The following is a 24,097-nucleotide window of genomic DNA, read 5'->3' as shown; positions in this document are numbered from 1 at the left end:
GCTGATGCGCCGATACCGTTTTGAGCCTGTATTATGACTACGCAGCTTTGGGGAGGCGCATGGATAGGGTGGCAGGCTGTAAAAAGGGGCCTACCACCCTAAACGCATGGCTGCGGAGAGGTTATTTCGTCTCGCCGCAGACATAAGAGTTGATTTCGCCGCCCAAGGGGATTTCGGTTACTTTCGGTGTGTTCCATGCCATGATGGTACTCCTTATGTAGCGTGACTTGTGCAAGGCTGCACAAGGGTGAGCGTGTCCCTTCTTTAGGGAAGCTCCCCATTGGGAGGATAAAGCAAACTTAACCAAAAAGGCCAGTAGAAACCGCAGCGTAACGTAAAACTATCGTGTTTAGCCTGATAAAGGGGTTGCTGGTCATGGGGCTTTTTTTCTGGCACATGAGGCGGATTATAAAATATCAAGCGAGGGGATGTTATGGCAAAGCCATCACGGCGGGGTGTGTGTTTGGTTATTTCTGCGCCTTCAGGGGCGGGAAAATCCACCATAGCGCAAGCTCTGCGTGAGGCCGATCCGACTATCTTTACCTCTATTTCTGTCACAACGCGCGCACCTCGCCCCGGTGAGGAAGAAGGGGTGCATTATTACTTCCGTGATATGCCAACCTTCCGCCGCATGGCCGAAGCGGGGGAGTTGCTGGAATGGGCAGAAGTGTTTGGCCGTGGCTATGGCACCCCCCGTGCCCCGTTAGAAGCTGCTCTTGCCGCTGGGCGGGATGTGATTTTGGATATTGATTGGCAAGGCCATCGTCTGATGCGTCAGGCCATGGCAGATGATGTAGTGGGGTTGTTTGTTCTACCGCCCTCTTTGGAGGAATTAGAAGCCCGTTTACGGGGGCGTAAGACCGATGGCGATGCGGAAATTGCCTCCCGCATGAAGGCCGCTATGGGCGAGATGTCTCATTGGCCAGAGTTTGATTATGTGTTGGTCAATGATGATTTGGATAAAGCGGTTGCGGAGGCACGGTCTGTCCTTGTGGCGAATCGGCTAGCCCGTGCCCGCAGGAAGGACCTAGAGGCTCTCTGGCCTGTAGCGGGGTAGGCTGGGCTTTGCTAAGCTGGGGAGGTTATGTGAGCAGGAGCGTAAATGATGAGTGAAACGCAGGTAAAAACGCCGCTTATTCTGGCCCTCCCAAAGGGGCGGATTCTTAAAGCTTTGCGCCCTGTGTTGCATCATACAGGCTTTGAACCAGCACAAGATTGCCTTGATGAGAGCAGCCGCCGTTTGCGTTTTCCGACCTCTAGCCCGGATTTGGACGTCGTGCGGGTGCGGTCTTTTGATGTTGCTACCTTTGTGGCTTATGGCGGGGCGGACATTGGCGTCTGCGGGGCTGATGTGCTGATGGAGTTTGACTACCCCGACCTTTATGCCCCGCTAGACCTTGGGATAGGCGGGTGTCGTATCGCTGTTGCGCGGCCTAAAGGGAGTGGGGAGGATGAGCCGCCAGAGGGGCGGTCCCGCTTGCGTGTGGCCACAAAATATCCGGCCATTGCGCGGCGTCATTTTGCCTCGCGCGCGGTGAATGCGGAGATTGTGCATCTCCATGGGGCGATGGAGCTTGCCCCAGCCCTTGATATGGCCGATGTGATTGTGGACCTTGTCGATACCGGCTCGACCTTGCGGGCTAATGGGTTGGAGGAGGTTGAGACGATTGCGCATATTACAAGCCGGTTGATTGTAAATCGTATCGCCTTAAAGACGCGACCGGAGGAAGTCGGGCTTTTGATTGAGCGTTTCCGGGCGGCTGTGGCGCAATCTATGCAGCAAGGGGAGTGTGCTTGATGAAGCGTCTTGATACCGCATCGTCAGAGTTTAAGGCGCATTTAAAGGCGGTTTTGGCTCGCCGGGGAGAGCAAAGCGGCTCTGTCGCAGAGCCTGTGCGTGCGATTCTGGCAGATGTGCAAAAGCGGGGTGATGAGGCCCTTTGTGCTTATACAGCGCGGTTTGACCGCCTCACATTGGAGGCAGGGCAGCTACGCATTAGTGAGGCAGAGATTGCCGAAACCGCTGCGCGTGTTGCGCCGGAGACAAAGGAGGCTCTGGCCTTTGCAGCAAAGCGGATTCGGGCCTTTCATGAAGCGCAGCTCCCTAAAGACCTTGATTATACGGATGAGGCAGGCTTGCGTTTGGGGATGCGCTGGACACCGCTCGATGCGGCAGGGCTTTATGTCCCCGGTGGGAAGGCGGCTTATCCCTCCTCTGTGTTGATGAATGCTCTACCAGCGCATGTTGCGGGGGTGAAGCGGTTGGCGATGTGCGTGCCAACGCCAGATGGCGTGCTGAATCCGCTCGTGATGGAGGCCGCGCGCCTTTGTGGTGTGACGGAGATTTACCGTGTTGGCGGGGCGCAAGCGGTAGGGGCTTTGGCCTATGGCACGCAGAGCATCGCCCCGGTGGACCGTATCGTAGGGCCGGGTAATGCGTTTGTAGCAGAGGCGAAGCGGCAAGTTTTTGGCCATGTGGGGATTGATAGCATCGCCGGGCCATCCGAGGTTGTGGTGGTCGCGGATGGGAAGAATGACCCGCGCCTTGTCGCGATTGACCTCCTCGCCCAAGCTGAACATGATGAGCAGGCACAATCAGTGCTGATTACGCAGGATGAAGCCTTTGCTGATAAGGTCATCGCTGCGGTTGAGGCGGAGTTAAAGACCCTTCCCCGTGCAGATATTGCGCGGAAAAGTTGGGCAGATTGCGGGGCTGTGGTGATTGTTCATAGCGAAGATGAGGCTGCTGATGTGGTGAATGAGTTCGCCCCAGAGCATTTGGAGGTGCTGTTGGATGAACCACGGGCCTTTAGCCAGAAGGTCCGCCATGCAGGGGCTATCTTTATGGGGCGGTTCTGCCCAGAGGCCGTAGGGGATTATGTTGGTGGGCCGAATCATGTTCTGCCGACAAGCCGCACGGCCCGTTTTGCCTCTGGCCTTTCGGTTTATGACTTCCTGAAACGGACAACCTCTATCGAGACAGATATGGAAGGGTTGAGACAGGTCGGCCCTGCTGGGGTGATTTTGGCACGGGAGGAAGGGTTAGATGCCCACGCCCTCAGCCTCTCTGAGCGTTTAAAGAAGGGCTGATGTTAAAAAGGGCCGCTCCTTTGATGAGGGCGGCCTTTTTTGATGGGGTTACCCGCGGAAGAAGTCCAACATCATGGCGTTAAAGCTGGGGGCATCTTCCACATGCAGCCAATGGCCGGTATTGGGGATGGTCTTGACCTCCGCTTTGGGGAAGTAATCCTGAATGACAGCATGATGATGGGGCTTGATGTAAGGTGAATCCCCGCCACGGATAAAGAGGGCAGGGCCGTCCCATGTTTTGCCGCTAAAGGCTTCGACTGGCCATTCCTGAATCACGGGGAAGCTAGCGACAATATCTGTCACACCGATATTCCATTGGGCAGGGTCACCGGGGGTGATGTGCTGGGCAATGAGCTCGCCTACGGAGGGGTCATCGGTGAGGTCATGAAGGAACTTGCGGATTTCGGCATGGCTGCTGAGGGCAGGAAGCGGCGTATGATAAAGCTGTTGGGCAAGGTCATGCTGGCCATGAATCATCGTATCGGGGGCGATGTCGGCGATGAGCAGCTTTTCAATACGTTCCGGGGCGGTCAGCGTGGTGGCCATGGCTGTTTTCCCGCCCATGGAATGGCCTACGAGATGGGCTTTCTCAATACCGAGTGCATCCATGCTTTCAAGTACATCTTTGGCCATTTCCGGGTAGGAGATGGGGGCGTGGTCGCTCTCGCCATGGCAACGGAGGTCAAAAGCAACCGTGTTAAAATAAGGGCTAAGGGCCCGTTGTAGGATGCCCAAGTTACGCGCCCGCCCAAAAACACCATGAAGCAGAACGACCGTTGGCGCATTATCAAGGCCTGTTTCATTGCGAATAAGGGAAGCGAGCTGCATGACTGTAACCCTCTAACGGACTGAAATTATGAGAAGAACCGCCGCTTATAGAGTTATTACGGATAAAATCAATCCTATATTCCCTATGAGAGCTATTACAACGAGTTTAGGTTTTGGAGATTATTTTAAAAAGGTAACATATTAAGTGTTCTTATCTGTTTCAAAGAGGTTCATCGGTAGGGGGTAGTTGTGCTGATGGGGTATAATATGCCCTAAAGGGATAAAGTCCGTTTTGCTTGTTCGTCTTATGGATGAGATATTACCGAGGAGGCCCCATGGCATGCACTACATATCATCCCGAAACATTAGCCCTGCATGCTGGTTGGCGGGCTGACCCGGTGACGGGGTCTGTCGTGCCACCTATCCATCAGACGACCTCTTATCAATTTGAGAGCAGCCAACAAGCGGCGGACCGGTTTGCGCTGAAGGATGTGGGGATGATTTATTCCCGCCTGACAAACCCAACAGTTGATGTGTTTGAAAAACGCATGGCCGCGTTAGAGGGGGCAGCAGCGGCTGTAGCGGTGGCGTCTGGTCAGGCGGCATCGGCTGTAGCGGTGCAAAATCTCGCGGAGGTTGGGGATAATATCGTCAGCGGGACAGACTTATATGGGGGGACGTGGAATCTCTTTGCCCATACCCTCAAGATGATGGGTATAGAGGTGCGTTTTGTGGACCCATCCGACCCGGCAGCCTTTGAAGCGGCAAGTGATGAGCGGACGCGGGCATGGTATGTAGAAACTTTGCCGAACCCGAAATTGATTGTCGCTCCCATGGCAGCGATTGCCAAAGCGGGGCGCGCCTTGGGGATCCCTCTGATTGTTGATAATACGGCCACCCCGTTATTGGCACGTCCCTTAGCGCATGGTGCGGCGATTGTGGTGTATTCGGCGACCAAATATATTGGCGGGCATGGGACCTCTATTGGTGGGTTAGTGATTGATGGTGGGCAGTTTGAATGGGGGCAGCGTCACCCGTTGCTCACACAGCCAGACCCAAGCTATCATGGGGCGATTTGGACGGAGGCTGCTCGTCCTTTAGGGCCAGTTGCATATGCGCTGCGGGCAAGAGCGGTATTGCTGCGCGATGGTGGGGCGGCTCTTTCGCCCTTTAATGCCTTCCAGCTTTTGCAAGGGGTGGAGACCTTACCACTGCGGATGCCGCGGCATTGCGAGAATGCGCTAAAAGTGGCGCAGTTTTTGCAGGGGCGTCCTGACGTGCAGCGCGTTATCTACCCCGCCTTGCAGGAGGGTGAGGCACGGCAGCGTGCGGAAGCTGTTTTGCAGGGGGGCTTTGGCGGGCTTGTCGGCTTTGAGCTTTCTGGCGGGCGTGAGGCAGGCCAACGTTTTATTGATGCGTTGGAGCTGTTTTATCATGTCGCTAATATTGGCGATGCGCGGAGCCTTGCGATCCATCCTGCCTCTACAACCCATGCGCAGTTGAGCGAGGCGGAGCAAAAGGCGGCAGGGGTCTCCCCCGGCTATGTGCGGTTGTCGATTGGATTGGAGCATCCAGAGGATATTTTGGCAGACTTAACGCAGGCTTTGGGGCGTGCTGCTGGGTAAGGGGGGGGGATTTCTTGCTCGGGGCCCCTTGGCAAGAGAGGCTTTACAGCGCAGGGTGTGCAGGGTTTGACCCCATTGGGAGAAAAAGGGAGAAGATTATGTCCACACCAGAAAGTCGTCTCGCTGCGTTAAATATTGAGCTTCCCGTTGCCGCTGCCCCTGTGGCGAATTACCTCCCTGTTGTGCGGACGGGTAATTTATTGGTTGTCTCCGGGCAGTTGCCATTAGTGGATGGTAAATTGCTGATTACTGGTAAGTTGGGTGGTGAAGTCTCCAATCAAGCAGGGACAGCATGCGCACGAGCATGTTTTATCAATATTCTGGCCCAGCTTAATACGGCTTTGGGGGGTGATCTTTCCCGTGTGCGGCGGGTTGTGCGTCTTGGTGGTTTTATGGCCTGCACGCCTGATTTTACCGATCATGCTGCTGTGATGAATGGGGCTTCTGACCTTGCTGCTGCGGTGTTTGTTGGGGAGGTTGGCCAACATGCCCGCTCGACCGTTGGTGTGCCGAGCTTACCGCTGAATGCCCCGGTAGAAGTTGAAGCGATGTTTGAAGTCGCTTAAAGAGGGCTTCTTTTTGGTAGGTTGGTTGTTATGGAAGGGCAGCCTGCCAGAATCATCTGCCAGATTTTAATGAAAGGATGACTGATTCGATGAGTGATACATTACCTGATCGCCTCTCTATCTACCCTGATAGCCCTTATTATAATGAGGAGATATTGGGCCGCGGCATAGGTGTGCGCTTTAAAGGGGAAGAAAAGACCAATGTTGAGGAATATTGCGTGAGTGAGGGGTGGATTCGTGTCTCTGTAGGGCGGTCTTTAGACCGGCGGGGCCGGCCGATGACGTTAAAGCTGAATGGCCCTGTTGAAGTCTGGTTTAAAGGTGAGGCGGCGTCCTGATTAGCCCCTCTAACATAAAGGATTAAAGCGTGCCTGAGGCAGACTATATGCCCGTTGAGGATGCGGCGCGTGGTGCTGTGGCTGTACCGGCGCGGGCAAGCTTCTGGCTGAGGCGGTTTTTAGCCTTTATTGGCCCCGGCTATATGGTTGCCGTGGGGTATATGGACCCCGGTAATTGGGCCACAGACCTACAAGGTGGGGCACGGTTTGGGTATCGCTTACTATCGGTCATCTTGCTGGCCAATATTATGGCGGTCCTGCTCCAAGCCCTTGCGGCACGGTTAGGGATTGTAACAGGGCGTGACCTTGCCCAAGCCTGCCGCGATTGGTTACCACGTTGGGCAAATATCCCCCTGTGGCTGACTTGTGAAGTCGCCATCATTGCGTGTGATTTAGCCGAGGTTATCGGCACGGCTGTTGCGTTGAACTTATTGTTTGGCCTTTCCATCATGGCCGGGACGTTAATTTCCGTTTTGGATGTTTTTCTCGTCTTATTGCTCATGCAGCGTGGGATGCGCGCGCTGGAAGCTTTTGTGATAACCCTTTTGGGGATTATTGCCGTGTGCTTTGGCATACAGCTTGTGGCGGCATCCCCGTCTATCGGGGGGATTTTAAAAGGCTTTGTGCCATCGCCACATATTTTGACGAACCCCGATATGCTGTATGTGGCGATTGGGATTATTGGGGCTACGGTTATGCCTCATAATCTTTATCTCCATTCCTCTTTGGTAAAAAGCCGCTCCTACCCGCGTACGGTGGAAGGGCGGCGAGATGCGCTGCGCTGGGCGACATGGGATAGCACATTGGCTTTAACGCTGGCTTTGTTCATCAATGCTGCGATTTTAATTGTGGCTGCGGCGGCGTTCCATGGCACGAAATATCAAAATGTGGCTGAGATTAGCGATGCGTGGCGGCTGCTTTCGCCCGTGTTGGGCTTTGGGCTGGCCTCGACCTTATTTGCCGTAGCGTTGCTTGCGGCAGGCACAAACTCCACCGTTACAGGGACGTTAGCAGGGCAAATCGTGATGGAGGGCTTCCTTCACTTACGGTTGCCCTATTGGGTGCGGCGACTCATCACCCGTGGCATAGCTGTGTTGCCCGTTATTGTTATTGTTGCTCTTTATGGGCAGGGGAAGGTGGGGGATTTGCTCGTATTGAGCCAGATTGTCCTTTCCATGCAGTTGCCCTTTGCGATGATTCCGCTTGTTTGGTTTGTCTCAAGCCGGCAGAAGATGGGGGCGTTTCGTCTTACGCCCTTATGGGCTGTTTTAGCGTGGTTTGTGGTGCTGGTGATTGTTGGGTTGAATGTAAAATTACTAAGCGATGCCCTGTTTTAGGCGCGTGTTGGTAGGTGATGGAAGGCCCGGTCAAACCATGTTAGCCCGTGGCGTGTCCCATCATCTATTGTAATGGCATGCACCCGGCAGATGAGGACGTCATGCGTGCCGATGGTGTGTGTATTCTCTATCGTACAATCAAGCGTGGCCAGCGCGCCGTCTAATAAGGGGGAGCCGAGCGGGCCGGGGTGCCATTGCCCGCATGTGAAGCGTTCTGTCGCGGTGAGTTGGTTATTAGCAAAGGCGCAGGCGAGATCATCATGGCCTTTACCGAGGATGTTAATGCCGAGTTTTTTGTTGGTCAAAAAGGCCTCATGCGATGCGTTAGCACGATTAAAGCAGACCAATATTGTGGGCGGGGTATCGGTAACACTCGTTATGGCGGAGACTGTTAAGCCATAACGCCCCGCAGGGCCATCAGTGGTAACGAGTGTAACAGGTGAGCCAAGGCGACTCATAGCATTGCGAAAGATAGCCTGCATGGGGGAGACTTTCAGGGCAGAATAAATAGGACTAAAGAAGGACGGATAAGGGGTTTATCAAGGCTTTTTTGTAAATCCAAGAGTGAAAACAGCTGTTAGTCTTTTAAGGTGAGGGGGAAAGGGGCATTTCTGCCCCTATCAAGTTAGTAAGTGAGGGTGAGGGAGGATTGGTAATAGGTTGCATCATGTGCGCCAGCTTGGTGCATGGCGTGGGATGTAAGGAAGCGGACGACATGATGATCCCAGGTTAAATGAGGGCCAAGGCGTAAGCTTGCTGCCATTTGTGGGGCAATCCCGACAAAGGAGTCGTAGTTATAAGCATTATATCTCCCGGAGGTGAATTGCCGTTGGAAGATGTTACGCCCATAGATGGAGTATGTGTCATCCCCCGTATTGTAACGCCAATAAATGGGTAGTTTGAGTTGGAAGGTTAGATAGTTGGTGGGGGAGAAGCTCGCCTTTGGGGCAAAGTCGATCAAGTTTTGCCCGGTGAGGTAATTGGTGGGGTCCAGATAATTCGTGTTTACACCGAAGGGTTCGATATAGGTGTTCACACTGCCTGTCGTCCCGCGTGCGCCACCGCCGGAATAAGCATCGCCCTGCACACCGATGGTAGGATGCCACATAACATGGCGGAAATGGTAATCCACCGTGCCATTCATGGACCACGCATTTACATGGCGGTTCATTTTATCATAATGGTTTGCGGCGTTATAAGATTGATAGAACCGCCCCTGCTGATACGCTCCCCCAAAGGAGAAGCTGATAGGCCCGGCCTCCCCATGCCACCGCATGCCAAAGTTATTGCGTTTGGTGTGGCCTAATGCGGAGGCATTATACATCACTGTTTGCTGGGCAGGCCCGCCGTTAAGCTCATAGCCATAATAGAAGATGTTGATGAAGGAATATCCTGCCTCCCCAAGGAAGTGGAAATCCGGCGGCGCATAGGTGATGTTAGCCCCATAAAGGCGGGTTTTATAATCAAGTGTGTCGTGGAAAAGGGAGTTCCCCCCACGGAAGCTATCTGTATGGTTGTTCTTTGTATTGATGAAATAAAAACCATCAAACCGGACGCGGTTCCAATGCTCGTAAATGCGGAACCCATCCCAGCTGAGTGGGACATTCAGCACATCGCGATTACCGATCATATAGTCAGGCGCATCAAGGAATTGCTGCCGCCCAAAGATGAAGCCGCCATGCCCTCCAACAGCATTGCCGCTAAGCTCTACAAACGCTTGTTGAAGGTCTAAGTTTTTACGGAAGGTGCCATCATAGCTATAGCCGCGCCACCCACCAGCATCAGCGTTAATAAGTTGGCCAAAGAAGCGTACATGCTGGCCAAAATGGAGGTCCGCACTCCAAAGATTACGGACAGCAAAGCGGCCAGAGTTAAAGGGGCGGGCCTTCATGGAGGTGGTAGGGTCAATCGCTGCACCAAAGACAGGCCGCCTATCGTACCAGTTATTCAGCCGCGTTTCCCCAGCAAGGCTAAGCCAGATGGAGCCGCTATCATTAAGCTTCATGTGCTTATAGCTATCAAAAGGGTCGCCACGGTCACAAAGGCCGGTTTTAGGCTGGCTGATGCTATCCATCCCCGCTGGGGTACCATATTGGGAGACGGGGCCGAAGCCTGTCTCACTCCCATCCCCACGAGCCCAAATGCCATAAGGGTTAGATTGGGGGGCTTCAGCCGGACAGCCGCCCGGTGCTGTGTGCATGATGCGGTCGAGGATGCTGCGTTTTAGCTGTGAAGAATCGGTACTAGCGGGAGTTGTGCTGCTTGCTTCAGCATGAGCAGGTGACAGTGTGGTGCCCAGGCCAGCTGTCAGGAGCGTGGTGTAAAGGACGATATGGGGAAAGGGTCTTTTGGGCATTACATGGGACCTTGTTATGGTTTTTACGGCCCCAGAAGATGATTAAAATGAGGTTAGAACATTGATTTAACGCAAAAGTTCTTCAAAGAGACTCATCAAATAAACCTCTTACAGAGATATGGATTACCGATTAATAAAGGGGCTTATGAAAAACCCCTTATAATCAGCCAGTTTTCTCAAAAGAGGTTTATTTTAAGTCCTCTTTTTCCCCCGGTAAGAGGGCGGGGATAAAGACAAGTGAGCAGATGAGCGTGCAGGTGAGGGAGAGAAGTAAAAGCCGCCCCATACTAGCGGTGCCCGGATGGATGGAGGCTGCTAAAGAGCCAAAGGCGGAACCAGTTGTCAGGGCAGAGAATAAAACCGCTCGTGCTGTGGGGGAGGAAAGGGGATTATGCAACCCTGCACGCCAGTTCATGACGAAATAGATGTTAAAGGACACCCCGACCCCTAGCAAAAGGGGTAAGGCGATGATGTTCGCGTAATTGAGTTGCTCCGGCACCGTGATGACGAGAATCACCGTGAGAAGTGAGGAGAGGAGCAAGGGCAACAGCACGAGGAGGCTATCGAGCACGCGGCGCAATGTGATGAGTAAAATCAGCGCAATGGCGATAATGGCGCAGATAGCTGCGGTAATAAAGGCGTGTGTGATGGTCTGGGCACTGGCGATAATCTCCAAAGCTGGGCCGGAAATATCAGGGGTGACCGTCTCTAGCTCATTGACGAAGCGATGGAGCGTCTTGGTCTCGGACATTTGTCCTTTAGGGTGAATGACCAAACGATAGGCCCCGTTAGAGGCAATATAGTCGGCACGGATATGGGCCGGGATGCTCTGCATCGTAATGGACGGTGGGGGGACTAGGAGCGTTTTAAGCTGGTTAAGCTCTGCGGGGAGGAAGTGGGTGAGGGCCTCATTGGTGGAGAGCAATGTGGCATCAGGGGCGGTAGAGAGGCGTAAAAGCGCATTATGTAAAGCAGCGAGGGCGGGGGTTAATTTACCGTCTAACCCATCAAAAGAATGAGCGGCTTTAAGGGCTGCTTGGCGGAGTTCCGCGGCGGAAGGGGGCGGGGCTGGGTGGTTAACATCTAAGGTAGGGAGGATGATGTCGCCTGCATCATGGATGAGCTGGATTTTAGCGTCTTGGTCATCGGGGACGAGGGCCCCAAGCCAGAGGACATCATGTACGCTTTCGAGCTTGTTAAAGGCCGCCGCTTGGCGTGCAGCGGTAGCAATGTCTGGGGTGAGGACTTGGGCATTATACGGGGTTGTGAGGGGGTTTTCCTCCAGTAGATTAAGGGCCTTCATGCCCTCTGTGTCAGGCTTTTTGGTATGGAGGGGGTCGGCATCAAAGCTCAGGCGTGGGATGAGGCAAAGCCCGATAAGGCCGAGCACCCCAAAAATGCTCAGAACAGGGGTGCGATAACGCTGTAAAGCGCGGTCTATCGGCAGGAGAGATGTAAAGCCCGTGCTGCTCGCCCCCGGTTTGGCGCGGAAGGCCATCAGCAAAGCGGGTAGAAGAGTCAGGGTGCAGAAGAAGGCGATGATCATCCCGCCCCCAGCAATAAGCCCTAATTGGGCAACCCCTACAAAATTCGTGGGTGTGAAAGCGAGGAAGCCCGCCGCTGTTGCTAGGGAGGCAACAAAGATTTGCGGGCCACTCTCTTTGCCGGTGCGCTCTAAGGCTGCAAGGGGGGCGAGGGGTTGGTTCTGCTCATCCTTTTGGCAGCGGAAGCGCACACCAAATTGAATGGCGAAATCGACCGCAATTCCAACGAATAAGATGGCAAAGGCGACCGAAATCATATTCAAGGTGCCGACAATTAAGGCTGCAAACCCTGTTGTGAGTAACAAGCCAATGATGAGCGTCAGGAGGATGGGGATAGCAACGCGCAATGTCCGCACGGCAAGGATGAGCCAAAGCGCAACAAGGGCGAAAGAAATGATAAGGCCGATGACCATCCCTTGGGCAACGGTGGAGAACTCCTCATCACTGAGTTTCGCTTCCCCGGTGATGAGCGCATGGGTCCGCCCTGCTTTGACGCTGGGCAGTGTGTTTAAGGCCGCACGCATGGCTTTTGTGGCGGCCTCTGAGGGCTCAAAGGAGGAGAAATCAGGCCGTGGATGGGTGACGACAAATTGGTAATGCCCGCCAAGGTCGCTCAAACCACCGGAGAGTAATTTCTCCCAAGAGAGGGGGGCGGCTTGGCCTGTCATGCCTTGCTCTAATGTATGGGTTAGGCCATCAAGAGCGGTATTGAAGCTAGCAGGGATGGGTTGGCCAGTTTTAAGGGCTGTTGCCATAAGGCCGAAGGTGCCAAAGAGGCCGCGCGCAGAAGGGTCGGCAGCTAAGGTACCGAGGAATGGTTGTGCGGCGATGATGGAATCGAGCAGGGGTTCTAGCTCTTTTGTATCGATAAAGAGGAAGGCATTACGGGTATAGAAAGGGTCAGCATCAGGTTGGCTGACTTTATCGAAATGCTCATGGTCTTGTGCGAGGATGGCGGCAAGATCGTGCGCTGCCTCGCGCCCTTCTTCAGGCGTAGCGGAGCTGATGATGGCGACGAGGGTGTTCTTCTCGCCGGGGAAAAGTTCTTCTAATTGATGGTTTTTTTGCTTCCAAGGGAGGGTATCGGCAAAGAGCTTATCGGTCTCGGTTGTGATGCCGAGATGGTTAAGGCTAAGCCATACCGAGCCAGCGCATAACAAGGTAAAAATGGTCAATACAAGGGCGACATGGCGGCCACAAAACGCATTGAGACGGTTTGTCAGCGTGGAAAGCATGGCAGTGTGATCCTCTTTTACCCTTGTGTAATAGGCTGGATATTGGCCCATTCTAGCCTTGTGGATGAAGGCAGTAGTAGCGCGATAGGGCGGGATTTTCCATAGCGTGCGGTTTCCCCTTTTAGGAGAAAGGCCTCATCTAAGGTAAGATGATTGCAAAAGGAGTGTGCGGTGTGGCTTGGCGGGCACAGCCTTTCTAGGGCAGAATGAGCGTATGACTTGGACATTAGACGGCATAGCCGAGCATGAAACGATTATTCGCCATAGTGTGTTCCGCGCTATGGCCGCCCCTGTGGAGGATGAAGCCGGGGCGATGGCCTTTCTGGCCCAAGTGGCTGTGCCAGAGGCAACGCATAATTGCTGGGCGTTTCGTGTTGGGGGGCGGTACCGTGTTTATGATGATGGGGAACCCTCTGGCACGGCAGGGCGGCCTATTCTCTCTGCGATAGAAGGGCAGGATTTTGAGGGGGTTATGGTCGTTGTCACCCGCTGGTTTGGGGGGGTGAAGCTTGGGGCTGGGGGGCTGGTGCGGGCCTATGGCGGGGCAGCAGCAGCTTGTTTGCGTGAGGCAGCAAAGAGTGAGTGGGTCGAGCGGGTTCGGCTAGGCTTCCACTGTCCTTTCCCGATTTATGCGGAGGTAGAGGCCAAATTACCGGGATGGCGCGTGGAGGTGCGCGATTGTACTTTTGGTGCGGCAGGGGCCGTGATGGAGCTGGCTGTCCCCGTGCAAGCGCGTGAGGAGGTTGAGGCATGGCTGAGGGACCTCACACGCGGGCAAGAGCCTATCCGTGTATTGGATGATGAGCCGGACTAAGGGGTGTCTTGTTGAGCCGCCTCTTTTTTATCCTCACGTTTTAATTCGTCAGGTGAAGGGCCTTTGGCCTCCGGGGCGGAATAGCGGGGTACGCGGCCATGATGGCCAAAATTGACGATGCGCGCTTCCCGCAGGCCATGATGAGAGACGAGGAAGCGGGCGAGTTGCAACGCAATAGCCGCCCCCATAAAAGGCCCGACAAGATATATCCATATCCCATGGAGGTTATGGGCTAAGGTATCGGGGGCTAAGGTCCGCATAAAATTGGTGCTATTGCCAGAAAAGCCGGAGATAAACGGGTTAGTAATCGCAAAATAAAGCGCGCACATCCATGTGGTAAAATGCTGAAGGCGTGGGCGTGATGCGGTGAAATAAATGACGAGAATCAACCCTGCGGTGGCGATGCCTTCCATCAAAGCGACAAAGCCAAGGCTATAATGGGAAGCGGGGAAGGTCCCTGCATAGTGGATTTGTGTCACAAGAGGCTGCCAGAAGGGCAGGAGGATGCTCAGCCCAAGGCTTGCGAGGAGCGTCCCTGTAAAAGCCCCAATGAGCTGGGCAAATATGTAACCCAGAGCATCTAACCAACGGATTTTCTTGCTTAGGAAGAATGCCAACGTCACAGAGGGGTTGAGATGCGCCCCGCTGACTTTCCCGAAGGGGGAGAGTGTGGCAATCGTCCCCGCTAGGCCGAAGAAGAGGCCAATAAGGGCAGAGCGAAGAATGGGGTAAGGGGCCAGAAAAGCCGCCACAGGGGAGCCATCGGCGGCTAAAATTGTGGTGACGGTAATGCCAAGAAGCAGCATGATGGCCGTAGCGATGGCCTCCATGGCATAGAGCTTCCAATGGAAGGGTTGGTCTGGGTGGGGTTTGCCTTCTAGGGGGCGGTCTGTCAGCTCTCTGCGGGAAAAGCGAATATGCGGCAGACGAATATGAGGGTAGCGAACATGCCGGGCTGTGTAGGTTTTCTTGCGGTCAGTCATGGGAGAATGAACCCAGTGTTAAGACAAGATCATATTGTGGTGGGCATTAGTGTTTCGGGAAGATTGGGGAAAGGTCAAGGGCTGTAAGAGGTTTTTAATGTTTCCCGATTTCATGACCCCGCAGCGGGGGAGAAGCGGCGGACAAGGTCGCTGAGATGGCCTGTTTCGGCAATGGTGAGGGTGGCTGGACCTTTGGGGCGGGCTGTGGCTGTACCTACATGGCGCGGTATGACAGCTTGTTTGAAGCCGAGTTTGGAGATTTCTTTCAGTCGGACTGCTGTTTGGCTGACCTGCCGCACTTCGCCAGAGAGGCCAATCTCCCCAAAATAAGCCTCATGTGGGGCGGTTGGTTGGCCTGTTGCGGCAGAGATGAGGGCTGCTGCAACGGCGAGGTCGGCAGCGGGCTCGTTAATCTTCAGCCCGCCTGTGATGTTGAGATGGACGTCCATACTCCCAAGTTTTAACCCGCAGCGTGCCTCTAACACAGCGAGAATCATACTCAGGCGGGAGCTATCCCAGCCTAGCACGGCCCGCCGTGGGGCCCCATCGCTGCTTTTGGCGGAGAGAAGGACTTGTACCTCCAGCAAAATAGGGCGTGTGCCTTCTAACCCAGCAAAGACAGCAGAGCCTGCGATATTGCCATGCCGCTCCGCAAGGAAAAGGGCGGAGGGGTTGGGGACTTCCCGCAAGCCTGTATCGGTCATGGCGAATACGCCGATTTCATCCGTTGCACCAAAGCGGTTTTTAGCCGCACGGAGAATACGGAATTGATGGCCGCGATCCCCCTCAAAATACAGCACCGCATCAACCATATGTTCCAAAACGCGCGGGCCGGCTAAGGCTCCCTCTTTTGTCACATGCCCAATGAGGATGAGGGCAAAGCCAAGCGTTTTAGCAAGGCGGATAAGCTCAAAAGCACAATTACGCACTTGGGAGACCGAGCCGGGCGCGCTGGCGACACTCTCTAGCCACATGGTTTGGATGGAGTCGATGACTACGACATGGAGGCTGCGATTCTCCTCCAAGGTTGTGGCGATGTCATTGACATTGATAGAGGCTGCAAGGTCTAGCTGGTCTAGGGCTTTAGGGTCTTTATCCAGCTCTAACCGTTGGGCACGGAGGCGGATTTGGTCTATCGCCTCCTCCCCGGAGACATAAAGAACATTATGGTGCGCTTTGGCTAAAGCGCAGGTCATTTGGAGCATGAGGGTGGATTTGCCAATGCCGGGGTCCCCCCCCACCAGCACGACCGAGCCGGGGACAAGCCCACCACCAAGGACGCGGTTTAATTCTGCCATGCTGGTATTAAGGCGCGGTGGGGGCGTTGCTGTGCCATCAAGCCGCGTGGTTTTTAGCCCCGTACCGCGTTTGCCCGGTTGGGCTTTGCTGGGGGTTGGGGTGCTGGCTTCTTCCTCTAGGCTATTCCATTCCCCGCATTGGTCGCATCGGCCTGTCCATTTTGGATAACGGGCATGGCAATTTTGGCAGATAAAGATGCTAGTGGGCTTTTTGGCCATATTAGCCCCCTATTGCTGGTTGGTCCGTCATCGTGGTGGTGATGGGGCCTTCCCGCCGTCCATGCGTGAATTGGTCAACAATCGGGTTGCCACTATTCATGAGGTCCGAGGCGGGGCCTTGCCAGATAATCTTTCCCCCATACAGCATGGCGGCATGGTCCCCAATGCGGCGGGCGGAGGTCATATCATGGGTGATGGTTAGGGCTGTGGAGCCTCGTTGGGTCACACAATCGCTGATTAAACCATCAATCACGGCGGACATGATGGGGTCTAGCCCTGTGGTGGGTTCATCAAAAAAGAGAATATCGGGCTGTCCTGCTAAGGCACGAGCAAGACCAACGCGCTTTTGCATCCCGCCGGAGAGTTCTGCCGGGTTGAGGGGGGCGACATTGGGGCCAAGACCGACTTGAGCTAGGAGGTGGAAGGCCTCTTGCTCCAACTCTGTACGGTGGGGGAGGGCAGTACGGCCATGACGTTTGGCTTTGAGGCCAAAGAGGATATTTTCCATCACACTCATACTATCAAAGAGCGCAGCGTTTTGGAAAAGCATCCCAATGCGTCTTAGCAGCGCATCGCGGCGTTTGGTGGAAGCCCGGAGGATGTCCTCGCCATCAATCTCGATGATGCCTTCATCAGGCTCAATCAAGCCGAGGATGCAGCGCAGCATGAGGGATTTCCCGTTGCCAGAGCCGCCAATAATGACGGTAGAGGCCCCAGCGGGGATGTCTAGGTCAATCCCATTGAGAATGGTGCGGTTGCCGAAGGATTTCTTTAAGCCACGGATGCGGATGCAAGGCTGTTGGGTCATCATGTCCTGTCGGGGCGGGGGTGAGGTAAGGCGCGTCATGCGGTGAAAAAGAGGTCGGTTAAGAGGTAATCAAAAGCGAGGATGAGGATGGAGGCTGCCACAACCGTTGCGGTTGCAGCCCGGCCCACACCTTCTGCCCCGCCGCGGCTATTATACCCCTCGTAGCAGCCCAGCAGAGCGATGAGAAACCCAAAGACAGCCGCTTTTAAAAGCCCGACTAAGACATCATGCGCATGGAGGGCATTATAGGCTGTGTTGATAAAGAGGGCCGGGCTGAAATCCAGCTTGCCTACAGCGACAATAAACCCGCCAGAGACGCCTAAAATATCGGCAATCAATACAAGGAAGGGCAGAGCCAACAAGCCTGCGAGCAAGCGGGGTGTGACGAGATATTTGATAGGGTTTGTTGCTAATGTGCTGAGGGCATCTATTTGGTCGGTCACGCGCATCGCCCCGATTTGGGCGGCAATGGCGGCCCCGATGCGCCCAGCAACCATAAGCCCCGCTAAGACTGGACCCAACTCCCGCGTGATGGAGAGGACGACGATCCCCGCAATGGCGTTTTGAGCATGATATTGGCTAAAGCCACTATAAGATTGCAGTGCAATAACCGCACCGGAGAAAATCGCCGTTAAGGCTACAACAGGGAGGGAGAGAAAGCCAATCTCTAACAAACAGGAGAGGATAATCCGCCCATAAAAAGGTGGACGAAACACCCCAGCGAGGCCACGCAGAGCAAATAAGCTCAAGGTCCCAGCATGGTGCAATGCTTTTAAAATATAACGCCCAAGGAAGATGAAAGGGAGGGTGAATAGTCTCACAAAATTGCCTCTATATTATGCCGACCCTGTGGAGGGGGCGGGTCATTTCGCTATTTGCCCTTGTGGCGTTGGTGTTGGTGTCGCTTGTGGGGCTGTTTGTGGTTGTGTGCCGTTATCAGCCGGTGTTGTGGGAGACGTCATTTTGGGTGGTGTCGCGGGGGGCTGTGCTGCGTTGATAGGCTGTGCCGATGTAGTGCTGGGAGGTGTGGCCTCGTGGGGGGAGAGCGATGCTTTTGGTGTAGCTGTAGGCGTAGGGGCAGGCGTTACATGCGGTAGGGCAGGATTATTCAGCCCCTGAGCTTGGCCATCGGGCTGTAGTGTTGGTGTTGGTTTGGGAGATGGTTGTGTTGCAGGCTCTGCCGGTGTGGTGTGGGAGATGTGTTTTGTTCCCCCATCTTGCACAGTGCCCGTTACTTTATTGAGAGTAACATGAGCGGCATCATTCGTTATAATATTGGCATTATTGACAGTCGCCATGATGGAGGCTTCCGCCTGTTGAGAGCCTGTCAGCGTTACGTTATCAATTTGCCCCTGCGCGATGGAAAGCTGGCTATTATCGGAGAGCTGGGCCGATAGGGCTGAGAGAAGCGCGTTATCAACATCTAGCCGCGCAGCCCCTGTAGCGTTGATTTGCGCGGCACGAGCAAGCTGGAAAATATGGGCCTGCGTTGTGCCGGAGATGGAGAGGTCTAGGGATTCGACATGATCAACATCCAGGGAGGCATCATCTAGATTGCTCTCCAGCGTTGTGAGAGTCCCGCTGATGGTAATGTGCGCTTGAGGGCTGTCATGGAGGGTAAGAGCCGTATCACCAGAGAGGCGCAAGGCCATAACCCCGCCTTTTTGGCAGGCTTTAAGAGCAATATGGAGGTGGCTTTCTGTCCCATCTTTAACGGTTTGGATGGCAGGGGAGAGGCCAGAAGCTGTCTCTAATACCATGCTGTTTTTAAGGGCAGGGTCCACCTTGATATGCACTTGCGCACAAGGGACGCTGAGGTCCAGCTCATCAGCACGGAGAACGGTATGGGTCGCTTCTGTTGCAAAGCTGCTAGCGGCAAAGAGGCCACCGCCCAGTACAGCTCCAACGCAAAGAGCGCGTTTTAGGAACAGAGATAAACAAACCCGGACGTTATGCGTACTCACACAGGGACTCCCGATTGGTAAAATAGCGGCACCGGCCACTTAAAATAGCTGAGCAGATGATAGGGCAATATAGGCCCATCCGTCACCTTTTATCCTGCTGTATTATAAGCAGCCCTTTTGTATGAAGATAGCCTCGTTTAAAAAAGAGGTAAGATTTGCCCGTGGGACCCCTGCGCGATAGGGGTCATCGTGGCTCTTCTGCCATTTTATAGCCAAGCCCGTGATAGTTGAATCCTGCCTTTTGCCAGTCATTTTGGTGCCATATCTGCCGATAATCCACAATGAGCCTCCCTTTCATGGTGGGGGCAATATCGGCAGGGCTAAGGGCTGCAAACTCTGGCCATTCTGTTAGGATAAGCAGCATATCGGCTCCCTCTGCGGCGTGGAGGGCGTTACGCGCGTAGCTGATATCGTGGGGGAGGAGCGGGCGTGCGGCGTTCATCGCCTGGGGGTCATAAACGCGGAGTGTTGCGCCAGCTTCATGCAATAAAGGGAGGATGGTTAAAGCGGGGGCTTGGCGTATATCATCAGTATGGGCCTTAAAGCTCAGCCCAAGCACGGCGATTGTGTAATGGGTGATGTTATGGCCTGCGAGGGCGATGATGCGCTCCGCAAGGCGGCGTTTGCGGGCCTCATTAGCGGCGATGGTGGTCTCGATAAGTTGAGTGGGGGCCCCCGCTTGGCGGGCCGATGTGGCCAAAGCTTGCGTATCTTTGGGAAAGCACGAGCCTCCATAGCCGGGCCCCGGTGTTAAAAAAGCAGGGCCAATGCGGGGGTCTAGCCCCATGCCGCGTGTTACATCGGCAATATGACCACCTGTGGCCTCGCAGAGATCGGCCATTTCATTAGCGAAGGTCACCTTCATCGCGAGGAAGGCATTGGCTGCATATTTTGTGAGTTCTGCACTTTCAATGCCCATAAAAATGAGGCGATTTTGCGGGGTGTGTAAGGGGGCGTAGAGGGCCTCTAGCAGGGTGCGGGCATGGGAGGCGGTTTGTGCCTCATCTTCTAACCCGATGATGACGCGGTCAGGCTGCATGAAGTCGTTAATCGCATGGCCCTCGCGGAGGAATTCTGGGTTGGAGGCGATATGAAACGTAAGGTCAGGCCGGGTGGTGCGGAGGATATGCGCGACCTGCCGCCCTGTCCCCACTGGCACGGTGGATTTGGTGACAACGAGTAGATTATCGGGCGCATGAGCTGCAATCATGCGCGCTGCGGCATAAACATAGCTTAAATCAGCATGGCCGCTCCCCCGCCGTGTGGGGGTGCCCACGGCAATAAACACCGCCTGACTGTCGCGCAGGGCCGGGGCTAAATCCTGTGTGAAGGTGAGCCGCCCGGCTTGTTGTTGTTGGGTAATGAGGGCCTCTAACCCCGGCTCATAAAGTGGGACTTGCCCAGCTTGGAGACAGTCTAGCCGTTGGGTGTCACGCTCTATGATGGTTACATTCGCCCCAAAGGCCGCCAAACACGCCCCCGATACAAGCCCGACATACCCGCCGCCAATCATGGTAATGTGCATGGGGGCCTCCTGCTTGTGGGATTGTGAGTAAGAATGGGTGCCGTTAGGTTTTGTCAGTTGTAAGCCATGCTGGCTAGAGGGATTTTGCACGCTCCTTAGTTAAAAGGTTGGTAGCGAAGGGACATAAAGACCATATCGGCATCGCTTTTGGGTTTGCCGCCAAGGCCGGAGAAAGCTTGTATATGGGTGTGCGCATATTGCCCGCCGACAAAGAGTGTGCCGTAATCACCCTTCGCAGCTGTGTACCAAAAGCCCCCTGTTGCTTGGGCGACTGTGTGGATATTGCCTGAGGCGGCGCAATTTGTTGCGAGTTCGGTAGAGCAGCCGCGCATATCAAAGTTGCGATTGCCATAGCCGTAATGGTTGCTGCCTTCATCAAAAGCACGGCGGCTTAGGATGTTCTCTGCCCCAGCATAGGAGTAGAGCTTGAGGTTCTTCATAGGGTTGCCATAAAGGCCCAGGAGGATACTGGCCTCTGGTAAGGCGGTTACACCACCTGTGCGGTTATAGGTATAATCGGGCATATTGGTTGAGCCATAACGGCCCAGCCCTGTCCCGACTAAGCCAGAAGCCTGGAAATAGAGTTTTTTATCAATAAGAGGTAGGACCATCCCCCCACCACCGCCCCCGGCGATTGTGGTGTGGTTGGAGCCAGAGCCAACCGTGCTATTGCGGTCTCGGAAGAAGCGCATCACCCCTGTGAGTTCATAATGTCCCCAACCGGGGTCAGCTGCGACTTTGGCAATGAGGTCTGGTGCGGGGTCGCTGGTATAATAGGTGGAAGGGTTGTTGACATTTGTACCGGTGAGGCGGTCAGTCGTGGTGCAATGATGAGCCGCTGTGGAGCAAGGTGAGACACCAGCGGGGACAGAGCTTGGATTCTCGATGGAGAGACCAGCGGCGTAGCGTTCATGCGGACCAAAGGTTTTCACAACGCGGAATTGGGCGTTACGCGTCCAATTAAAGCCAGGGACATATTGGGCTTCGATCACCATAGGGGTTTGTTCATCACGGGCGAACATGCCTTTGTTAAAGAGTGTGATGAGCGACCAGCTTTGCCCGCCGAGGATGTACCAGCCATCAGCACTATCTTTTAGCTCCCCATACACAACGCGGGCACGCAGAACGTAAGAGTTGGATTGCCGCGAGTTGGAGGATGACCCCGCCCCTTGGAAGTCCGTCTCCACATACGCATCAGCTTCAAGCTTTTTGGTAAGCATCCCCTCCACTAAGGCAGCGAGACGGCTTTGCCGCTCTGTTTGGTGGAACTCGCTCATATGCGATGTAGGCTGATTATGCCAAGGGATGGCATTATACGCACTGGCAATATCAGCCGCACTATTGCGGGACCGCCAAACCCCGGCGGCCTCCAAATACCCGCCTAATGTGAGACGAACGCCACCAATTTGTAATTGCCCCCGGCGCAGTGGGCTATAGAGGTCTGGGTGAGCAGGAGGGATAGCGGTCAGCTCCCCATAGGGAGTGCTGGCTGTGCGCGATGGTGTGATGATGGCGGAGGAGGCAAGGCCAAAAACATCATCATGGCCGGTCCCATTATGGGGGGCGACCCCGTAAGGACCGGTTGTGTTCTGCCCAAGGAGATGCGCGCGAGAGGCGTAAGGGTCAGCCTCGATTAATTCCCGCTGGCGGGCTAGCTCGGCACGGATACGCCGATTCTCCGCTGCTTGCTTTTGCTTCATAGTGTTAAGTTGGGCCTGCATGGCATGTATCTGCTGCTCCATTAGTGCAATGGCATCATTGGTGCCTGCGGCGTGAGCAGAGGATATAGCGTGAGGAGCAATATATGACAGAAATGTTACTGTCATAAAACTGTAATAAAGAGAATATATACTATGATTTGCTTTTCTATTCACGCTAAAAGCCTCTCTATGGCATCATCTATTGGGGTTTCTTGCGTATTTTTTCTTATTTTAAAAGTCTTTTTTGCTCTTTTGGTTATATTTTTATTGTTTGCTATGCTGGCGTGGTTATAACGATAAAAGGATTATTGTGTGACCTTGAGGGGCTATATGCGTCTGACCATCAAATCCCTGCCACGCTTGGGAGTGTGTGCGTGTGTGCAAGCTATTATGTTGCTCATGCCCGCAACGGTATTATATGCAGCGGCAGCACAGGCGGAGGAGGTCGGTATAACAGGGGCTGGCTCTAGCTTTGCTGCGCCTATTTATCAGAGCTGGAGTGTACCTGCGGGGGCGCAAACGGGTGTAGATGTCAATTATCAGACCGTTGGCTCCAGCGCGGGGCAGGACCAAGTGATTGAGCGCACGGTGGATTTTGGGGCATCTGATAAGCCGATGAGTGCTGAGCGTTTAGCTAAGACGCATCTTTATCAATTCCCCACCGTGATGAGCGGCGTGGTATTGGTGGTCAATCTGCCGGGTGTGCCAGAGGGGCAATTACGGTTGGATGGCCCAACGATTGCCGCGCTTTATGATGGGCGCATCACAGATTGGGATGACCCGCGCATTAAAGCCCTCAACCCTGATATTACATTGCCTGATATGGGGGTTGTGGCCATTCATCGCGCTGATGGTGCGGGGACGAGTTACGTTTTTACTTCTTATCTCTCTGAGGTGTCTCCACAATGGAAGGAGAAAATCGGGGCTGGCACATTGGTGGAATGGGCCGGTGGAGCCGGGGCGCGGGGGAATGATGGCATTGCAGCCCTTGTCCGTCAGACAGAGGGGAGCATTGGCTATGTGGAATATGCTTATGCGGCCCAAAATCACCTCGATATTGTGCAGTTAAAAACACATGATGGGGCGTTTATCGCGCCATCTTTGCAGAGCTTTGTTGCTGCCGCCGCTGCTGCACATTGGGAAGCGAAGGAGCAGTTCGCCGTTAATTTGCTCGATCGCCCCGGTGTGGGGAGTTGGCCTATTGTCTCGGCGACTTATGTGCTTGTGCCAGAAGATGCCGTAGACCAGCCAGAGGGCCGGGCGGTGAAGCAGTTCTTCCAATGGGGGTTTGCCCATGGAGGGGAGATTAACGCCCAGCTTGGTTATGTTGGCTTGCCCAAAGAGGTTAGTGATGCGGTTTTATCGGGTTGGCCTTTGAGCGCAGCAAAGCGGTAAGGAGGGAGACCTGCCCCTCATGCCGCAGCCCATGCCAGCTCAGGAGTGTATCGACCAAGAAGGCGAGCAGAGCTGCGACCGTGCAGCTTAGGGCGGAGCCAAAGAGGGCCAACAGCCACAGGGATGTTGTGGCATCGCCCAAAGAGCCGACAAATAGCGCAATGGCCGCCCCGCAGGTGAGTGCCCCGCCAAGGCCATTGAGGATAATGGCAAGGTCTAGCACGACAATGCGGCGTGTGAGGCGTTTTTGGCGGATTTTTAGCCGTCTTGGTGTATCGTAGCTATATTGAGGCTCTTTTTCCGGCGGGGCTGCGAGGAGGCGGTTCACATTATCCAGATGGTCCGATACACGGGCCAGTCTTGTGTTGAAGATGTTGATGAGGGTGCCAATACCGGAGAGCATAAAGACCGGTGTTAGAGCCATTTGAATCACATGGGCGGCATCATCGAGCGTGTTCATTTGCTGGCTGAGGAAGGGGAGCGTATCGGTTAGGGGCATGGTCGGCCAGTTGCAGGCTATAGGGTTACAAGG

At 54.5% G+C, this 24,097-nt stretch carries 22 protein-coding genes; 9 read left to right on the top strand and 13 right to left on the bottom strand.

The genetic code is table 11. The features are described from left to right. Nucleotides 1-121: 121 nt before the first annotated feature. Nucleotides 122-202: a pyrroloquinoline quinone precursor peptide PqqA gene (gene pqqA / locus NQF89_RS01285; protein WP_099026553.1), complete on the bottom strand. Its 81-nt coding sequence runs from the start codon at nucleotides 200-202 to the stop codon at nucleotides 122-124. A gap of 231 nt (nucleotides 203-433) precedes the next feature. Here pqqA and gmk point away from each other — a divergent pair, with 231 nt between their 5' ends. The 3 genes from gmk to hisD are packed head-to-tail and all read left to right on the top strand — an operon-like array spanning nucleotide 434 to nucleotide 3,090. Then, entirely contained in the window at nucleotides 434-1,057 is a 624-nt protein-coding gene (gene gmk, locus NQF89_RS01280) for a guanylate kinase (RefSeq protein WP_155572564.1), read from the top strand. Nucleotides 1,058-1,102: 45 nt separating this feature from the next. After that, nucleotides 1,103-1,798 (top strand): ATP phosphoribosyltransferase, encoded by a 696-nt coding sequence (hisG, locus tag NQF89_RS01275; protein WP_370513398.1) that lies wholly within the window; start codon nucleotides 1,103-1,105, stop codon nucleotides 1,796-1,798. Beyond that, entirely contained in the window at nucleotides 1,798-3,090 is a 1,293-nt protein-coding gene (gene hisD / locus NQF89_RS01270; protein ID WP_266137315.1) for a histidinol dehydrogenase, read from the top strand. The genes hisG and hisD overlap by 1 nt, the downstream gene beginning before the upstream one ends. Before the next feature lie 48 nt (nucleotides 3,091-3,138). Here the strand turns inward: hisD and NQF89_RS01265 are convergent, their stop codons facing one another. Then, entirely contained in the window at nucleotides 3,139-3,918 is a 780-nt protein-coding gene (locus tag NQF89_RS01265; protein WP_099026550.1) for an alpha/beta fold hydrolase, read from the bottom strand. Between the two features lie 275 nt (nucleotides 3,919-4,193). Here NQF89_RS01265 and NQF89_RS01260 point away from each other — a divergent pair, with 275 nt between their 5' ends. From NQF89_RS01260 to NQF89_RS01245, 4 genes are all read left to right on the top strand, one after another. Beyond that, a complete protein-coding gene (locus NQF89_RS01260; RefSeq protein ID WP_266137314.1) occupies nucleotides 4,194-5,483 on the top strand; it encodes an O-acetylhomoserine aminocarboxypropyltransferase/cysteine synthase family protein in 1,290 nt (429 codons plus the stop codon). A gap of 95 nt (nucleotides 5,484-5,578) precedes the next feature. Beyond that, entirely contained in the window at nucleotides 5,579-6,049 is a 471-nt protein-coding gene (locus NQF89_RS01255) for a RidA family protein (protein ID WP_266137379.1), read from the top strand. Between the two features lie 89 nt (nucleotides 6,050-6,138). After that, nucleotides 6,139-6,387 (top strand): DUF3297 family protein, encoded by a 249-nt coding sequence (locus tag NQF89_RS01250; protein WP_099026547.1) that lies wholly within the window; start codon nucleotides 6,139-6,141, stop codon nucleotides 6,385-6,387. Between the two features lie 47 nt (nucleotides 6,388-6,434). Continuing rightward, nucleotides 6,435-7,724 (top strand): Nramp family divalent metal transporter, encoded by a 1,290-nt coding sequence (locus tag NQF89_RS01245; protein WP_266137378.1) that lies wholly within the window; start codon nucleotides 6,435-6,437, stop codon nucleotides 7,722-7,724. On the opposite strand, the gene NQF89_RS01240 is transcribed toward NQF89_RS01245, so the two are convergent. The 3 genes from NQF89_RS01240 to NQF89_RS01230 all read right to left on the bottom strand — a co-directional run bounded on the left by NQF89_RS01240 (nucleotide 7,721) and on the right by NQF89_RS01230 (nucleotide 12,859). Continuing rightward, nucleotides 7,721-8,206: a flavin reductase gene (locus NQF89_RS01240; protein WP_155572568.1), complete on the bottom strand. Its 486-nt coding sequence runs from the start codon at nucleotides 8,204-8,206 to the stop codon at nucleotides 7,721-7,723. The genes NQF89_RS01245 and NQF89_RS01240 overlap by 4 nt on opposite strands. A gap of 143 nt (nucleotides 8,207-8,349) precedes the next feature. Continuing rightward, nucleotides 8,350-10,080, bottom strand: coding sequence for an alginate export family protein (locus tag NQF89_RS01235; protein WP_155579736.1), 1,731 nt, complete (start codon nucleotides 10,078-10,080; stop codon nucleotides 8,350-8,352). A gap of 187 nt (nucleotides 10,081-10,267) precedes the next feature. Beyond that, nucleotides 10,268-12,859 carry an MMPL family transporter gene (locus NQF89_RS01230; protein WP_155572570.1) on the bottom strand — a complete coding sequence of 864 codons (2,592 nt, stop codon included), beginning with the start codon at nucleotides 12,857-12,859 and terminating at the stop codon, nucleotides 10,268-10,270. 214 nt (nucleotides 12,860-13,073) lie between these two features. Between NQF89_RS01230 and NQF89_RS01225 the strand changes: the two genes are divergently transcribed. After that, the gene (locus NQF89_RS01225) at nucleotides 13,074-13,673 is read left to right on the top strand and encodes an IMPACT family protein (RefSeq protein ID WP_099026706.1); all 600 of its coding nucleotides are present in this window, start codon (nucleotides 13,074-13,076) and stop codon (nucleotides 13,671-13,673) included. Here NQF89_RS01225 and NQF89_RS01220 read toward each other — a convergent pair. From NQF89_RS01220 to NQF89_RS01190, 7 genes are all read right to left on the bottom strand, one after another. Further along, nucleotides 13,670-14,656 carry an MIP/aquaporin family protein gene (locus NQF89_RS01220; protein WP_155572571.1) on the bottom strand — a complete coding sequence of 329 codons (987 nt, stop codon included), beginning with the start codon at nucleotides 14,654-14,656 and terminating at the stop codon, nucleotides 13,670-13,672. The two genes, NQF89_RS01225 and NQF89_RS01220, sit on opposite strands and share 4 nt — an antisense overlap. 110 nt (nucleotides 14,657-14,766) lie before the next feature. Continuing rightward, entirely contained in the window at nucleotides 14,767-16,173 is a 1,407-nt protein-coding gene (radA, locus tag NQF89_RS01215; protein ID WP_266137313.1) for a DNA repair protein RadA, read from the bottom strand. 1 nt (nucleotide 16,174) lies between these two features. Further along, entirely contained in the window at nucleotides 16,175-16,984 is an 810-nt protein-coding gene (locus NQF89_RS01210; protein WP_230873349.1) for an ABC transporter ATP-binding protein, read from the bottom strand. Nucleotides 16,985-17,016: 32 nt separating this feature from the next. Then, nucleotides 17,017-17,802, bottom strand: a complete 786-nt coding sequence (locus tag NQF89_RS01205; protein WP_407652334.1) for an MlaE family ABC transporter permease — start codon at nucleotides 17,800-17,802, stop codon at nucleotides 17,017-17,019. A 42-nt stretch (nucleotides 17,803-17,844) separates the two neighbouring features. Further along, nucleotides 17,845-18,945 carry a hypothetical protein gene (locus NQF89_RS01200; protein WP_266137312.1) on the bottom strand — a complete coding sequence of 367 codons (1,101 nt, stop codon included), beginning with the start codon at nucleotides 18,943-18,945 and terminating at the stop codon, nucleotides 17,845-17,847. A gap of 184 nt (nucleotides 18,946-19,129) precedes the next feature. Continuing rightward, the gene (locus NQF89_RS01195; protein WP_196424792.1) at nucleotides 19,130-20,470 is read right to left on the bottom strand and encodes a UDP-glucose dehydrogenase family protein; all 1,341 of its coding nucleotides are present in this window, start codon (nucleotides 20,468-20,470) and stop codon (nucleotides 19,130-19,132) included. A 95-nt stretch (nucleotides 20,471-20,565) separates the two neighbouring features. Next, the gene (locus tag NQF89_RS01190) at nucleotides 20,566-22,212 is read right to left on the bottom strand and encodes a hypothetical protein (protein ID WP_266137311.1); all 1,647 of its coding nucleotides are present in this window, start codon (nucleotides 22,210-22,212) and stop codon (nucleotides 20,566-20,568) included. A 348-nt stretch (nucleotides 22,213-22,560) separates the two neighbouring features. Here NQF89_RS01190 and pstS point away from each other — a divergent pair, with 348 nt between their 5' ends. Then, nucleotides 22,561-23,565 (top strand): phosphate ABC transporter substrate-binding protein PstS, encoded by a 1,005-nt coding sequence (pstS, locus tag NQF89_RS01185; RefSeq protein ID WP_266137376.1) that lies wholly within the window; start codon nucleotides 22,561-22,563, stop codon nucleotides 23,563-23,565. Here pstS and NQF89_RS01180 read toward each other — a convergent pair. Next, complete coding sequence (locus tag NQF89_RS01180) at nucleotides 23,516-24,064, bottom strand: DUF2721 domain-containing protein (protein WP_230873348.1); 549 nt, start codon at nucleotides 24,062-24,064, stop codon at nucleotides 23,516-23,518. The two genes, pstS and NQF89_RS01180, sit on opposite strands and share 50 nt — an antisense overlap. Nucleotides 24,065-24,097 lie beyond the last annotated feature (33 nt).

This window comes from Bombella pollinis (genome assembly GCF_026385485.1).
Lineage (GTDB): Bacteria > Pseudomonadota > Alphaproteobacteria > Acetobacterales > Acetobacteraceae > Bombella > Bombella pollinis.
This window is presented reverse-complemented; position numbering and strand designations above follow the sequence as displayed.

Excerpts from the sequence above, each read along its gene's own strand:
- pqqA (WP_099026553.1), bottom strand. The coding sequence starts at position 202 with ATGGCATGGAACACACCGAAAGTAACCGAAATCCCCTTGGGCGGCGAA.
- gmk (WP_155572564.1), top strand. The coding sequence starts at position 434 with ATGGCAAAGCCATCACGGCGGGGTGTGTGTTTGGTTATTTCTGCGCCT.
- hisG (WP_370513398.1), top strand. The coding sequence starts at position 1,103 with ATGATGAGTGAAACGCAGGTAAAAACGCCGCTTATTCTGGCCCTCCCA.
- hisD (WP_266137315.1), top strand. The coding sequence starts at position 1,798 with ATGAAGCGTCTTGATACCGCATCGTCAGAGTTTAAGGCGCATTTAAAG.
- NQF89_RS01265 (WP_099026550.1), bottom strand. The coding sequence starts at position 3,918 with ATGCAGCTCGCTTCCCTTATTCGCAATGAAACAGGCCTTGATAATGCG.
- NQF89_RS01260 (WP_266137314.1), top strand. The coding sequence starts at position 4,194 with ATGGCATGCACTACATATCATCCCGAAACATTAGCCCTGCATGCTGGT.
- NQF89_RS01250 (WP_099026547.1), top strand. The coding sequence starts at position 6,139 with ATGAGTGATACATTACCTGATCGCCTCTCTATCTACCCTGATAGCCCT.
- NQF89_RS01245 (WP_266137378.1), top strand. The coding sequence starts at position 6,435 with ATGCCCGTTGAGGATGCGGCGCGTGGTGCTGTGGCTGTACCGGCGCGG.
- NQF89_RS01240 (WP_155572568.1), bottom strand. The coding sequence starts at position 8,206 with ATGCAGGCTATCTTTCGCAATGCTATGAGTCGCCTTGGCTCACCTGTT.
- NQF89_RS01235 (WP_155579736.1), bottom strand. The coding sequence starts at position 10,080 with ATGCCCAAAAGACCCTTTCCCCATATCGTCCTTTACACCACGCTCCTG.
- NQF89_RS01230 (WP_155572570.1), bottom strand. The coding sequence starts at position 12,859 with ATGCTTTCCACGCTGACAAACCGTCTCAATGCGTTTTGTGGCCGCCAT.
- NQF89_RS01225 (WP_099026706.1), top strand. The coding sequence starts at position 13,074 with ATGACTTGGACATTAGACGGCATAGCCGAGCATGAAACGATTATTCGC.
- NQF89_RS01220 (WP_155572571.1), bottom strand. The coding sequence starts at position 14,656 with ATGACTGACCGCAAGAAAACCTACACAGCCCGGCATGTTCGCTACCCT.
- radA (WP_266137313.1), bottom strand. The coding sequence starts at position 16,173 with ATGGCCAAAAAGCCCACTAGCATCTTTATCTGCCAAAATTGCCATGCC.
- NQF89_RS01210 (WP_230873349.1), bottom strand. The coding sequence starts at position 16,984 with ATGATGACCCAACAGCCTTGCATCCGCATCCGTGGCTTAAAGAAATCC.
- NQF89_RS01195 (WP_196424792.1), bottom strand. The coding sequence starts at position 20,470 with ATGCACATTACCATGATTGGCGGCGGGTATGTCGGGCTTGTATCGGGG.
- NQF89_RS01190 (WP_266137311.1), bottom strand. The coding sequence starts at position 22,212 with ATGGAGCAGCAGATACATGCCATGCAGGCCCAACTTAACACTATGAAG.
- pstS (WP_266137376.1), top strand. The coding sequence starts at position 22,561 with ATGTTGCTCATGCCCGCAACGGTATTATATGCAGCGGCAGCACAGGCG.
- NQF89_RS01180 (WP_230873348.1), bottom strand. The coding sequence starts at position 24,064 with ATGCCCCTAACCGATACGCTCCCCTTCCTCAGCCAGCAAATGAACACG.